This window comes from Pedobacter indicus (assembly GCF_003449035.1).
Taxonomy (GTDB): domain Bacteria; phylum Bacteroidota; class Bacteroidia; order Sphingobacteriales; family Sphingobacteriaceae; genus Albibacterium; species Albibacterium indicum.
Map to the genome: position 1 here is coordinate 511,929 of NZ_QRGB01000001.1, position 13,290 is coordinate 525,218.

General features: G+C 40.3%; 15 protein-coding genes. 6 read left to right on the forward strand and 9 right to left on the reverse strand.

The window, feature by feature from the left end; genetic code table 11:
* Positions 1-53 precede the first annotated feature (53 nt).
* The gene (locus tag D3P12_RS02420; protein WP_118193493.1) at positions 54-527 is read right to left on the reverse strand and encodes a low molecular weight protein-tyrosine-phosphatase; all 474 of its coding nucleotides are present in this window, start codon (positions 525-527) and stop codon (positions 54-56) included.
* Between the two features lie 131 nt (positions 528-658).
* Here D3P12_RS02420 and D3P12_RS02425 point away from each other — a divergent pair, with 131 nt between their 5' ends.
* Positions 659-2,746, forward strand: a complete 2,088-nt coding sequence (locus tag D3P12_RS02425) for a S9 family peptidase (protein WP_118193494.1) — start codon at positions 659-661, stop codon at positions 2,744-2,746.
* Positions 2,747-2,748: 2 nt separating this feature from the next.
* Here D3P12_RS02425 and D3P12_RS02430 read toward each other — a convergent pair whose 3' ends face one another.
* Genes D3P12_RS02430 through D3P12_RS02445 form a run of 4 tightly spaced genes read right to left on the reverse strand, consistent with a single transcriptional unit; the run spans position 2,749 to position 6,585 of the window.
* Positions 2,749-3,774, reverse strand: a complete 1,026-nt coding sequence (locus D3P12_RS02430) for an asparaginase (RefSeq protein WP_118193495.1) — start codon at positions 3,772-3,774, stop codon at positions 2,749-2,751.
* A gap of 40 nt (positions 3,775-3,814) precedes the next feature.
* Positions 3,815-4,582: a TatD family hydrolase gene (locus tag D3P12_RS02435; protein ID WP_118193496.1), complete on the reverse strand. Its 768-nt coding sequence runs from the start codon at positions 4,580-4,582 to the stop codon at positions 3,815-3,817.
* A gap of 48 nt (positions 4,583-4,630) precedes the next feature.
* Positions 4,631-5,560, reverse strand: a complete 930-nt coding sequence (locus D3P12_RS02440; protein WP_118193497.1) for an FKBP-type peptidyl-prolyl cis-trans isomerase — start codon at positions 5,558-5,560, stop codon at positions 4,631-4,633.
* 17 nt (positions 5,561-5,577) lie between these two features.
* Entirely contained in the window at positions 5,578-6,585 is a 1,008-nt protein-coding gene (locus D3P12_RS02445; RefSeq protein WP_118193498.1) for a DHH family phosphoesterase, read from the reverse strand.
* Positions 6,586-6,743: 158 nt separating this feature from the next.
* On the opposite strand from D3P12_RS02445, the gene D3P12_RS02450 reads away from it, so the two are divergent.
* A complete protein-coding gene (locus D3P12_RS02450; protein ID WP_118193499.1) occupies positions 6,744-7,163 on the forward strand; it encodes a nucleoside-diphosphate kinase in 420 nt (139 codons plus the stop codon).
* Positions 7,164-7,243: 80 nt separating this feature from the next.
* Here the strand turns inward: D3P12_RS02450 and D3P12_RS02455 are convergent, their stop codons facing one another.
* Together D3P12_RS02455 and ahcY are read right to left on the reverse strand one after the other, a co-directional pair.
* Entirely contained in the window at positions 7,244-7,969 is a 726-nt protein-coding gene (locus D3P12_RS02455; protein ID WP_118193500.1) for a pyridoxine 5'-phosphate synthase, read from the reverse strand.
* 4 nt (positions 7,970-7,973) lie between these two features.
* Positions 7,974-9,287, reverse strand: a complete 1,314-nt coding sequence (ahcY, locus tag D3P12_RS02460; protein ID WP_118193501.1) for an adenosylhomocysteinase — start codon at positions 9,285-9,287, stop codon at positions 7,974-7,976.
* Positions 9,288-9,451: 164 nt separating this feature from the next.
* Here ahcY and D3P12_RS02465 point away from each other — a divergent pair, with 164 nt between their 5' ends.
* Entirely contained in the window at positions 9,452-9,862 is a 411-nt protein-coding gene (locus tag D3P12_RS02465; protein ID WP_118193502.1) for a BrxA/BrxB family bacilliredoxin, read from the forward strand.
* A gap of 71 nt (positions 9,863-9,933) precedes the next feature.
* Here the strand turns inward: D3P12_RS02465 and cdaA are convergent, their stop codons facing one another.
* Positions 9,934-10,725, reverse strand: coding sequence for a diadenylate cyclase CdaA (cdaA, locus tag D3P12_RS02470; protein ID WP_118193503.1), 792 nt, complete (start codon positions 10,723-10,725; stop codon positions 9,934-9,936).
* A gap of 90 nt (positions 10,726-10,815) precedes the next feature.
* Here cdaA and rsgA point away from each other — a divergent pair, with 90 nt between their 5' ends.
* Genes rsgA through D3P12_RS02485 form a run of 3 tightly spaced genes read left to right on the forward strand, consistent with a single transcriptional unit; the run spans position 10,816 to position 12,539 of the window.
* On the forward strand, positions 10,816-11,736 hold the full coding sequence (gene rsgA, locus D3P12_RS02475) for a ribosome small subunit-dependent GTPase A (protein ID WP_118193504.1): 921 nt from the start codon (positions 10,816-10,818) through the stop codon (positions 11,734-11,736).
* 15 nt (positions 11,737-11,751) lie between these two features.
* On the forward strand, positions 11,752-12,210 hold the full coding sequence (dtd, locus tag D3P12_RS02480) for a D-aminoacyl-tRNA deacylase (protein ID WP_118193505.1): 459 nt from the start codon (positions 11,752-11,754) through the stop codon (positions 12,208-12,210).
* A complete protein-coding gene (locus tag D3P12_RS02485; protein ID WP_118193506.1) occupies positions 12,210-12,539 on the forward strand; it encodes a nucleotide pyrophosphohydrolase in 330 nt (109 codons plus the stop codon). The genes dtd and D3P12_RS02485 overlap by 1 nt, the downstream gene beginning before the upstream one ends.
* Before the next feature lie 6 nt (positions 12,540-12,545).
* Here D3P12_RS02485 and D3P12_RS02490 read toward each other — a convergent pair whose 3' ends face one another.
* Complete coding sequence (locus tag D3P12_RS02490; protein ID WP_317124649.1) at positions 12,546-13,274, reverse strand: 2-phosphosulfolactate phosphatase; 729 nt, start codon at positions 13,272-13,274, stop codon at positions 12,546-12,548.
* Positions 13,275-13,290 lie beyond the last annotated feature (16 nt).

Genomic DNA, 13,290 nt, shown 5'->3' on the forward strand with positions numbered 1-13,290 from the left:
CAATTCGGATATAGAAAAGGGATACTTGATAAGAAAAAGTATCCCTTTTTATATTAATGCTTGTATTTTGCTTTTTTTGATCCAGATAGAACTCTGAGCCCCGTAATCAAATTCTGTGATTGATCATAAATTTGATTGAAAACTGATTCGAACAACGAATCATCCCAATAAGGATCTTGCACGCAGGCATCACCCCCCAGAAAAAGCCTCACTTTCGCTCGCTGTTCGTCATTTTCCGTTAATTTGAGCACATCTTCGTAGTTTTGACGATCCATTACTAAAATATGGTCAAAACGTTCAAAATCTTCTTTCTGAATTTGACGTGCTCTCTGATGAGATATGTCAATATTATTCTTCTTAGCTATTGCTATAGCTCTTTTATCCGGCATATTACCGATATGCCAGTTTCCCGTTCCTGCAGAATCTATTTCCCAATCCAAACCAGCCTCACCAACTAAATGTTCTAAACATCCGTGACCGAGCGGCGACCTACAAATATTCCCTAAACAAACCACTAAAATGCGCATAGGTTCAAATATAGAAAAGCTGACTTATTAAAAAAAATTACGATCTTGCTCTTGAAAACAAATACTATATCGTGAAAAAATCTCTAGCCATAGTATGCTTCTTATTCCTAACAGCTTGCTCTCAACAAACCATGACAAACAAAAGCTATCACTGGCCTAATGCTCAACCCCCTGTTGCTGAAATAAAACCTCATACTCGTGTTGTTCATCAGGATACTGTAGTCGATAACTACTTCTGGATGAACGACTATTTTAAAAAAGGGTCTGACAGTACACAGGTAATAAAATACCTAGAAGCTGAAAATACATATCTGGATACCATGATGAAGGGAACGAAGAATTTGCAAACTGAACTCTTCGATGAGATGAAAGCACGTATCAAAACGGATGACGAATCTGCTCCTTACTATCAGAATGGATACTATTATTATACACGGACAGAGGAAGGCAACGAATACTTCAAGTTTTGCAGAAAGAAAGATAACCTTAATTCACCCGAAGAGGTTCTTCTGGATGTTGATAAGATGGCCGAGGGCTATGCTTATTTCGCCGCTGTGGGATTCAATGTTAGTCCTGACAACAAGTTACTTGCTTATGGCATCGATACCGTTTCTCGGCGTCAGTACACGATCCATATTAAAAACTTAGAAACGGGAGAAGTCTTTCAAGATCGATTAAGTAACACAACGGGAGGTTCGGTTTGGGCCAACGATAATGAAACATTATTTTACACTGCGAAGAATGAGGTCACACTTTTGAGTGAGAAAATCAAGAAGCATAAAATAGGTACTGATATAGATACGGACAAAGTAGTTTATCAGGAGACTGACCCGTCAAATTATATCGCTGTTTCAAAAGCAAAATCCGGGCAATTTATCTACATCCACTCGCAAGCAACCACCAGCTCTGAAACTCGCTTTATTTCGGCAGATCGGCCAAATGACCCGTTTGTTGTCTTTCAACCCAGAATAAAAAATGTGCTTTATGACGTCATTTCATTAGACGATAAATTTTTAATCCTTACCAATTTAGACGCCCAGAATTTCAGACTGATGGAAACTAACTTTAGCGAAACAGGTGTAGACAATTGGAAGGAGATCATACCTCATCGACCAGATGTTTTGCTAGAAGATGTGGATGAGTTTAAGCATTACATCGTTGTTTCGGAACGTGAAGACGGCTTGACAAAATTAAATATTCGTAATTTGACGAACGGAAACAGCAGCTATCTCGACTTTGGAGAACCGGCATATATGGCCTATACCAGTAATAATCGAGAATTTGACTTTGCTAAACTCCGATACAATTATTCGTCTCTAACAACCTCAAACTCTACCTTTGAATACAACCTTGAGACAGGGGAAAAGGAGCTTCTAAAACAGCAAGAGGTATTGGGGGATTACTCATCTGACAATTATGTAGCTGAACGGACTTATGCTACGGCTCGCGATGGGCAACGAATCCCTATCTCATTAGTATACCGCAAAGACCTACAAAAGAGTGCTCAGACACCGCTGCTCCTCTATGCTTATGGCTCATATGGAAATTCCATCGATGCATCATTTAGTTCAAATCGGCTAAGCCTCCTCAACCGTGGATTTATCTTTGCAATTGCTCATGTCCGTGGAGGTCAAGAAATGGGACGTCAATGGTACGAGGACGGAAAAATGATGAATAAAAAAAATACGTTTACCGATTTCATCGACTGTGCAGAGTATTTAATTGAAGAGCAGTATACATCTGCTGAGCATCTTTATGCACAAGGCGGAAGTGCGGGAGGCTTACTTATGGGAGCTGTGATCAATATGCGACCTAAGCTGTGGAATGGTGTCATCGCGCAAGTACCTTTCGTAGATGTCGTCAACACCATGCTGGACGAAACCATTCCGCTAACAACAAACGAATTTGACGAGTGGGGAAACCCGAAAGAAAAGGGAGCCTACGACTATATGAAAAGCTATTCTCCCTATGAAAATGTTGTAAAACAGGATTACCCTAACCTACTGGTCACAACCGGTTTACACGATAGTCAGGTTCAATATTTTGAACCCGCTAAATGGGTTGCGAAATTACGTGCAACAAAAACTGGTGATCAGGTTGTGTTATTACATACCAACATGGAATTCGGTCATGGTGGCGCATCGGGGCGCTTTGACTACCTGAAAGATATTGCGTTAAGCTATGCTTTCCTTTTCGCGTTGGAGGGAATTGAAGAATAAATTCAATATTCAGTAGGAGTAAGCTCACCACGAAGACTAACTTCAACCCAGTGGGCTACTTCTTTCTGGTCTTCAAACTCTCCTTGTAAATACATCAGTTTGGTAACAGCAGCCTCAAAAGTCATGTCGTAACCACTTAGAACGCCCATATCTTTCAACCATTTACTCGTCTCGTACCTGCCCAACTCCACAGAACCGACGCGACATTGAGAGATATTCAGGATATTTTTCCCATTTCGGATAGCATCTCTCAGCAAATCAAGAAACCAAGTCTCTGTTGTTGTATTACCTGACCCAAAAGTCTCCATGATAACCGATCGTGCATCTGACTCAAGCACGCTCCGCACCACATTATCATTGATGCCGGGGTATAGTTTAAGAACTGAAATGGAGTTATCGAGTTTCGTATGAACGACAAATTCTTTGTCACTATTATCTTGCAAAGCTGCTTCATTGTATCGAAGATGAACACCAGCCTCTACTAATACAGGGTAATTAGGCGATCGAAAGGCTTCAAATTTTGCTGAATTATATTTAAACGCTCGATTTCCACGGTATAACTGCCCATCAAAATAAATCCCCACTTCGTGTACGAGCGAACGACTCCCTTTCTTGGCGGACGCAATCTCAAGTGCAGTAATTAAGTTTTCTCTAGCATCTGTACGAATTTCTCCTATAGGCAGCTGCGACCCGGATATGATGACGGGTTTCTGGAGGCCTTCTAGCATAAAGCTTAATGCAGACGCCGAAAAAGCCATTGTATCAGAACCATGCAATATCACAAACCCATCATACTCGTCATAATTTCGCTTAACCATTTCAGCCATTTCCACCCAAATCTCCGGTGTCATATTTGACGAGTCAATAATGGGATCAAAGGAGTGGACGGTTAACTTATAGTTTAGCCGATTCAGTTCTGGAACATTTTTACTGATCAGATCGAAATCAAACGGCACAAACGAATCCGTTTGTTCGTCCATTACCATGCCGATGGTACCGCCGGTATATATGATGAGAATATGATTCATTCGGAATTTTCTAGGCAAGCATCGAAGTTAAGAAAGAAGATTAAACTCCAAAAATATTTTTGGAGTTTTGAGTAGTTATTTCTGCGATCTCTTCGATCGACCTTTGATGCAAATCGGCTACCTTTTCTGCAATATGGTATAAATAACTGCTTTCGTTTTCCTTTCCTCTGAATGGCGCCGGCGCTAAATAGGGAGAATCCGTTTCCAAAACAATATGATCTAAGCTAACCTCTTCTACGACTTTGTCGAGGCCAGCGTTTTTAAACGTGACGACGCCTCCAATTCCGAGATAAAAGCCATATTCAATTGCCTCTTTGGCCTGCTCAAGCGTACCAGTGAAGCAGTGAAAAATCCCTCTCAATTTATCATCTCTCAAGTCCTTTAAAACAGTGAACAGCTCGTCAAATGCATCCCGGCAATGGATAACGATGGGGAGGTTTCTATCCTTCGCCCAGTCTACTTGAATTTTAAAGGCTTCGATTTGTTCTTTCAGTTTAGTCTTATCCCAATAGAGATCTAATCCTATTTCACCGATAGCGTAAACTTTATATTGGCTCAAAGCCTTTTCTATTGTCTCCAATTCCAAACGATAATCTTCTTTCACACTACAAGGATGCAACCCCAACATGGGGTAGCAATGATCGGGATAAGCTGACACCGTTTGCATGACTTTGTCGATCGAATTGGAATCAACATTCGGTAAAAACAACCGTCCAACCTGATTTTCAAAACAGCGATCCATTTGCTTTGCCAATTCAGGACCGCCAGCCTGATAATAAATATGAGTATGTGTATCGGTTAGTTGCATAAAAACATAAATAAAAAAAAGCGCCTAATCGGCGCTCTTTAATTTTATTTACTCTTCTTTTTGTGGAGTAACTTTGACAATTTCAACTTCAAACTCTAAAGGAGTATACGGCGCGATTGCCCCCATGGCTCCTTGCTCCCCATATGCAAGTTTTGAAGGAACGATCAACCGAGCCTTCGATCCTTCAGGCAATAATTGCAGGCCTTCATCCCAACCTGGAATTACTGCACCCAATCCAACCGGAATCGAGATTGGTTCATATGGACGTTGTTCGTTATATACATTGCCACCAGCTTCTTTGGCTACAGACTCAACGGAAGTATCAAATACTTTTCTCTCTCCCGTTAAGAAACGTCCTGTATAATTCACCGTTACTGTGTCGCCGATTTTTGCAACAGCGCCATTTCCCTCTTCCTCGATAACGTACTGAAGGCCAGAAGCTGTAGTCTGAGTTGTTAGATTCTCTTTCTTGATGAAATTTTCAATTATACCAGCTTCAGCATTCTTAATTTTTTCTTGTTCCGCAGTAATATACTCTTCTACCTGCGCATGAAAAACACTGTCAGACAAATCCCCTTTTGGAATAACATGATTCACCTTGAAAGTATAAACCAAATGAGAGCCTTCGATTCCTTCTGGTTTAGGAATACCCCTAGCTACCATGCTATCAATATTGAATTTGAAAACAGCACTATCTCCACTTCCCAATTTAAAAAGGGCTGACATAATATCTCCTTCATACATCGGCTTCTGAGCAGCCATATAAGTCGGCTGACCCGTTTCATAGGTGCTCATCAATAATGAATCGCCTTCAGTTTTGATAATAGCTCCTACTGATATAAAGTCGCCTTCCTGAATTTTAGGCTCACCATTATCTTTAATAATTTTATATTGCATCCCGCCTTCTCCTTCTTGGAATTGTTGACATGCAGTTAGACCCAGCACAGCAAAGCCTAAGAGAACAATTGATTTTTTCATTTTTTGTGTTTCGATTTTTAAATTAAAAGATTTTTATACTTCGGTAAAATTGATTTAAAAGAGTCTACAACCTCAGCAATTGGTGCAGTAGATTGCCCTCCAGCCGCGTTCTTATGCCCTCCACCACCAAAATAAGTGGCGCATATTTCATTACAAGGTATCTCCCCAATAGATCGTAAAGAAAGTTTTACACGCTCTGTCCGATCGATAATTAACGCAGCCAGACGGATACCGCTTACAGACAATGCATAATTGACTAAACCTTCTGTGTCTCCTGTTGTTACGTTAAATGTTTTTAAGTCCTCTGAACTAACAGCAAAAAGTGCCGTATTATATTCAGGAATTACTTCCAGACGATTAAGCAAACAAAAGCCTAAAAACTTTAGACGGTTCTCAGTAGAACTATTGAATATATGTTCATGGATTTTCCAGTTTTCAGCGCCCAGAGAAATAAGGTCAGCCACGATAAGATGAACCTCTGCCGTAGTCGACTGAAATCGAAAGGATCCGGTGTCAGTCATAATGCCGGTATATAATGACGTGGCGATTTCCGGCGTTACCTTCGCTCGGTCATCAAATTGATTCACGATAAAATCATACACCAACTGCGCTGTAGCTGCAGCGTGATTATCCCAATGCCTAAAATCATCGAACCCTTCCGGAGACAGGTGATGATCGATCATTACCTTAACGGCTTCCGCATTGCGTATTGCAGGCTCCATTTCATGTATCCGCGAAAGATTGTTGAAATCAAGACAAAATATAATATCAGCTCTTTCAATCAACTGATCTGCACGTTGTTTATCAGCCGGATATACAATAACTTGATCTTGTCCGGGCATCCAGAATAAAAAAGAAGGATAATCAGATGGCACGATGATATCCACTTCGTGACCATTTCCCTTTAACCAGTGATACAAGCCCAAAGATGAACCCATAGCGTCGCCATCTGGTTTAAAGTGTGTTGTTATGACTATTCTCTGCCGTTCAGCTAATTTTTCTTTTAGATCACTTAACAATAACATGCGCCAGTTTCAAGAAAGCAAATCTATAAAAATTTATCTATAAACCTATTTTCATTTTAAGTGTATTTATCTAGCTAATAAAGTGCTTCAAACTAAGAAATCACTACAGAATCGAACCTTTCCGAATAAAACTGTACTTTTGCAAAAAAGAATTAAAAATGGCAACAAACAGAACTTTTACAATGATCAAGCCTGACGCTGTTAGCAACGGGCATATCGGAGCAATTTTAAATGACATTACAAATGCTGGATTTAAGATAATAGCATTGAAATACACTCAGTTAACTGAAGAAAATGCTGGTGCGTTCTACGCCATACACAAAGAGAGACCTTTTTATAAAGATCTGGTATCATTCATGAGTTCAGGTCCAATCATTGCGGCGATCTTAGAAAAAGAAAATGCTGTTGAAGACTTCAGAAAACTTATTGGGTCAACCAATCCACAAGAAGCGGCAGAAGGGACAATCCGTAGAAAATATGCTGATTCTATTGAAGCAAACGCAGTTCATGGGTCAGATTCAGATGAAAATGCTGATATAGAAGGAAATTTCTTCTTTTCACAGCTTGAAAGATTTTAAAGCAATTGTTACAAAAAACAAAAAAACCAGCTTCTCGGAGCTGGTTTTTTTGTTAAAATTTCTTAGTAACTTTAAATGTTCTATCTAAAAGTAAGTGCCTGACGATAGCGCCTGATTGTTTCTTCTAAGCCCAAATATAAAGCATCCGAAATAAGTGCATGACCAATACTAACTTCCAGTAGACCTGGAATATTTTCGGCAAAAAAAGAAAGGTTTTCCAAATCAAGATCATGACCCGCATTCAATTCTATTCCACACTCCTTTGCAACCAGGGCAGCTTCTAAATATGGGTGAAGCGCTTCTTGAGGCTGACCTTTTTTGTATTCGACTGCATAGCTTTCTGTATAAAGCTCAACCCTATCGGTACCGGTCTCTTTCGCCGCCTCCACCATTTTCGGATCTGGGTCTACAAAAATAGAAACCCGTATCTCAGCCTCTTTAAATAAAGCCACCATCTCCTTCAAATAGCCCACATTTTTTATTGTATCCCAGCCGTGATTCGAAGTAATTTGTCCCAAAGCATCAGGCACCAACGTCACTTGCGCTGGTTTATTAGCAAGAACAAGATCAATAAACTTCTTCTCCCGGCAATTACCTTCAATATTAAACTCAGTACTTATATGTTCTTTTAATACATAAACATCGTTATAGGTAATATGTCTCTCATCGGGTCTTGGGTGTACCGTAATTCCTTGCGCACCAAACCTTTCACATGCCAATGCAGCCTTGAGAACATTCGGATTGTCCCCGCCACGTGAATTTCGTAAAGTGGCGATTTTATTGATGTTAACAGAGAGTTTTGTCATTTTTTTAATACCGGTAATGATCGGATTTAAATGGACCTTCTACCGTAACCCCTATGTATTCTGCCTGTTCTGGCGTGAGTACATCGAGCTCGACTCCAATTTTTGCCAAATGCAATTCTGCAACTTTCTCGTCGAGATGTTTGGGTAGCGTATATACTTGGTTTTCATATTGGTTTGTATTTCGCCACAACTCAATCTGCGCCAGCGTCTGGTTTGTAAACGAATTACTCATTACAAACGATGGATGCCCGGTTGCACATCCCAGATTAACCAAGCGACCTTCCGCTAACAAGATAATGTCCTTACCATCGATCGTATATTTGTCTACCTGTGGTTTAATCTCAACTTTTGAATCGCCATGATTCTGATTCAGCCAAGCAACGTCAATTTCGTTATCAAAGTGACCAATATTACATACCACGGTTTTATCTTTCATGCTAAGAAAGTGCTCTGCTCGTACAATATCTTTATTGCCCGTGCATGTTACAACGATATCAGCTTCTTTTACTGCGTTGCTGAACTTCTTTACTTCAAAGCCCTCCATAGCAGCTTGTAACGCACAAATCGGATCAATCTCTGATACGATTACTCGCACTCCAGCGCTCCGTAACGACTCTGCTGACCCCTTACCAACATCTCCATACCCAGCCACTGCAGCTACTTTTCCGGCTAACATCAAATCTGTTGCTCGTCGAATTGCATCGACTAAGGATTCACGACATCCATATTTGTTATCGAACTTCGATTTCGTAACCGAATCGTTCACATTAATTGCAGGGATAGGCAATGTGCCGTTTTTCATTCTTTCATATAAACGGTGCACACCCGTTGTTGTTTCTTCTGAAAGCCCTTTGATCCCTTCTACCAACTCAGGATATTGATCAAGAACCATGTTCGTCAAATCGCCACCGTCATCCAAAATCATATTCAAAGGCTGACGATCTTCACCGAAAAACAAGGTCTGCTCAATACACCAATCAAACTCTTCAGCACTCATGCCTTTCCACGCATAAACCGATACACCCGTAGCGGCTATCGCTGCAGCAGCATGATCTTGCGTCGAAAAAATATTACAGGAAGACCAGGTTACTTCCGCCCCTAAGGCTGTCAACGTTTCAATTAAAACCGCAGTTTGTATTGTCATATGCAAACAACCTGCTATCCGCGCCCCTTTCAAAGGCTTAGCTTGCCCATATTCCTCCCTAAGAGCCATAAGGCCAGGCATCTCGGCTTCGGCTAACTCGATCTCTTTTCTTCCCCAATCTGCGAGTGATAAATCTTTGACTTTAAATGGGATATATTCAGTTTTTACAGACATATTTCTTAATTTAATTTATTCCAAACAAAAGTACTGAATTCGCCCTGATTATCAAACTCTTTACTAAAAAGCACAATTATTACATTCATCTGAAAGAAGCATTTTGGAGCGCAATTGCGTTCATGTATATTTGTAAAAAGTTAAACACAGAAAGGACACGTAATATGTACCCAGATTATTTGGTAGCGCCAATGCGCCAAGAACTGACTGATGTCGGTTTTGAAGATTTAAGAACTCCCGAAGAGGTTGATACTGCAATTAACCAAGACGGAACAGTATTCGTTGTTGTAAATTCAGTATGTGGTTGTGCGGCGGCAAATGCACGACCAGCGGCTAAAGCGGCGATACAAAACGACAAAAAACCTTCGAAAATTGTTACAGTTTTCGCTGGTGTTGAAAAAGATGCGGTAGATAAAGCCCGATCATATATGGCTCCTTACCCTCCGTCATCGCCCTCTATGGCGTTGTTCAAGGATGGAAAATTAGTGCACATGATTGAAAGACATCATATCGAAGGGAGACCAGCACAGATGATTGCCGACAATCTTGTTGCCGCATTTGACGAATATTGCTAACGTTCGTTATTTATTAAGTTAATACAAGTGGGTTTATTAGTTCGTGAATCTTGAGCTAATAAATCCATTTTTTAAAGATCCTCGTTAAGGAGCCTCTCAAGGTCTTCATGGCCAATGTTCATATTAACGTTTCCTTGCTTCGCGTAAGAGATTTCTCCGGTTTCTTCACTCACGACAACAGCGACGGCATCACTTAACTCCGTAACACCGATTGCAGCACGATGCCGCAACCCAAACTGTAATGGAAGGTCCTCGCTATCCGAAAGAGGCAAAATACAGCTTGCTGTTTTTATCTTAAAATCGACAATGACAACCGCGCCATCATGTAAAGGACTGTGCTTTTGAAAGATACTTTCTAACAAACGCTTCGACACTTGGGCATCAATGTATTCACCACTATTCTGATAATATTCTTCGTCAAAATATTTTGAGAAAACAAGCAACGCACCGGTTCGTGATTTTTGCATACTTCTGCAAGCATCTACTATTGGTTTTAAACGTGCCGTGTTATCTTTTTCTACGTCTTTCTTATTCAAAAAGAGCGACATAAAAAAACGATTTCTGCGCAGAGAGATGTTTTTTCCAATGTGGAGTAAAAAGCGCCGGATCTCCTGTTGGAAGACGACAATTAACGCAATCGACCCTACACTTATAAAACCCCCGAAAATTTCCGTTAACAATCTCATATGAGATTGTTGAACGATAATAAAAACCAGGTAGATAATTACTAAACCAACTAAGATATTAACAGCAATTGTACCGCGGATCAGGTTATATATATAATAGATAATAATGGCGACTAACAGCACGTCAATGATATCCAAAAAGCGGATACTGAGAAAGCTCAAATCAAAATTATCCATGGTGCAAGTTAAAAAAACTTTCTAAAACATTCACTTTATGCTTAGATTTGAATAGTTCACAAAATGACGCCTAATGAAGAGGATATTTAGATGAAGGGACTCGTGATCAAATCCACAGGAAGTTGGTATCAAGTATTGGTTCCCAATGGCGATATCTATTCCTGTCGCATCAAAGGAAAATTTCGGATTAAAGGGATCGTATCAACGAACCCAATCGCGGTAGGCGACCAAGTAGATATTTCGTTGGAAGAAGATCAAGAAACTGGCATCATCACCGGTTTACATCCCAGACGGAATTATATTATCCGTAAATCAATTAATCTTTCGAAATCGGTTCAAATCATAGCATCTAATTTAGATAAAGCTCTGCTCGTTGTAACTTTAGCAAGTCCGATGACCTCCTTAGGATTCATTGATCGCTTTTTGGTAACCGCCGAGGCCTATGATATTCCAGCTGCAATTGTTTTCAATAAACTAGATCTTTTCAGTGACGAAGGGCTCGAAGTATTAAAACAGTTCGAAGATATTTATAAAGAAATTGGATATGAATGCTTTCGTATTTCAGCATTAGAAGGATTAAATATCGATAAGCTCCGCGCCGAACTTCATGACAAGACTACCCTCATTGCAGGCCATTCCGGCGTTGGTAAATCAACACTCATCAACCAATTGATACCATCGGCAGACTTAAGAACCGGCGATATTTCATCATGGTCTGAGAAAGGAAAACATACGACGACGTTTGCTGAAATGCTCGCATTGCCAGATGGTGGTTTTATAATCGACACCCCGGGAATACAAGAATTTGGTATCGTTGATATTGAGCCTCACGAATTGGGACACTTTTTCCCAGAATTCCGTGCACTCTTAAATCAATGTAAATATCATAATTGTAAGCATATTAACGAACCGGGTTGCGCAGTACTTAGGGCAGTTGAGAGCGAAGAAATTGCACCATCGCGCTATCAAAGCTACCTGAGCATTTATCACGGGAACGAAACACGTAATTAAATTAAGTGAATATATATGAGAGCAGTGATTCAGCGTGTATCCAAAGCAAGCTGTACAGTAGACGGCAAAATTACCGGTAAGATCGAGCAAGGGCTCCTCGTGCTATTGGGGATCGAGAACGAAGACAGCTTGGCTGATATTCAATGGTTAGCAAAAAAAATAATCAATCTGCGAATATTTAATGATGAGCAAGGGTTAATGAATCGATCATTATTAGATATCGATGGGAACATTCTCCTTATATCACAGTTTACCTTACTGGCTGCAACCAAAAAGGGGAATAGACCATCTTTTATCCGCGCAGCAAAGCCCGATATTGCTATTCCATTATACGAAAAGATGCTTATTGAGATAGAAACAAACTTAGGGAAAAAGGTAGCTACAGGTATCTTTGGTGCTGATATGAAAATAGATCTACTCAACGACGGACCGGTCACAATAGTAATGGACACAAACAATAAAGATAACTATTAATGAAACTAGAAGAAGCACAAGAGATTGTAGATCAGTGGATCAAAACCACTGGGGTCCGATATTTCAGTGAACTTACCAACACAGCCATTCTGATGGAAGAAGTGGGGGAAATAGCTCGCATTATGGCTAGACGCTATGGCGATCAGTCGTTCAAAAAATCAGAAGAAGAAATTGACTTGGCAGATGAGCTTGCCGACGCACTATTTGTTCTGATATGCTTGGCAAACCAAACGAACGTTGACCTCACTCAGGCATTCGCTAAAAACATAAAGAAAAAAACCAAACGCGACAAGGAACGCCACAAGGGTAACAAGAAGCTTAAAAAATAAATCCTGTTATCCTAACTTGACCAGCCTGTCATTTTCTAACACTGGTATCGAATCCACCACATCTAATTGCAAACAGAATTCAATATCAGCTTCAATATTCAATTTCTCTAAACGTTCGCTGTGAGACGACTTTTTTAAATACTCTGCAATATCCCCTTTTGCTAAGGTATACAAGTCATAAGCCGCATGGGCTGCATCATCATTCACGATAAAACTTTCTTTTAGTTTTTCTACAACAGCGCCTGCAAAGAGCGTATCCTCCAATGAAAAGTTCTCTTTCCATCCCGCACATAAAAGTACCACTGAATGCTGCTGATCCATCAACCAATGGCTTAGAGCACTGATGTTTAAAAAAGAGCCTATCAACACTTTTTTAGCTTGTTTCGTTTTCGAAAGCTGGATGGATCTCGTACCGTTGGTCGTAGTCAGAACAATTGTTCTACCCCGAACCTTTTCTTCAGTATAAGAGAATGGTGAATTGCCGAAAGCGAAACCCTCAACAATAGCTCCGTTACGTTCGGCTGCAAGTAAAAAATCGCTCGAGCTATATTTTTTACAATCGTCTACAGTTAACACGGGTATAATAGCATCCGCACCATTATGTATCCCATAACAAATAGAAGAAGATGCACGAAAAATATCGATGACTACCACAATGCTTTCCTCAAGATTATAGGACGGTAGCAAGGCTGGCGACAAGCAAACGCTTACAGTTCTTGTCTGAATCTTATTCAATATGCGATGATTAAGG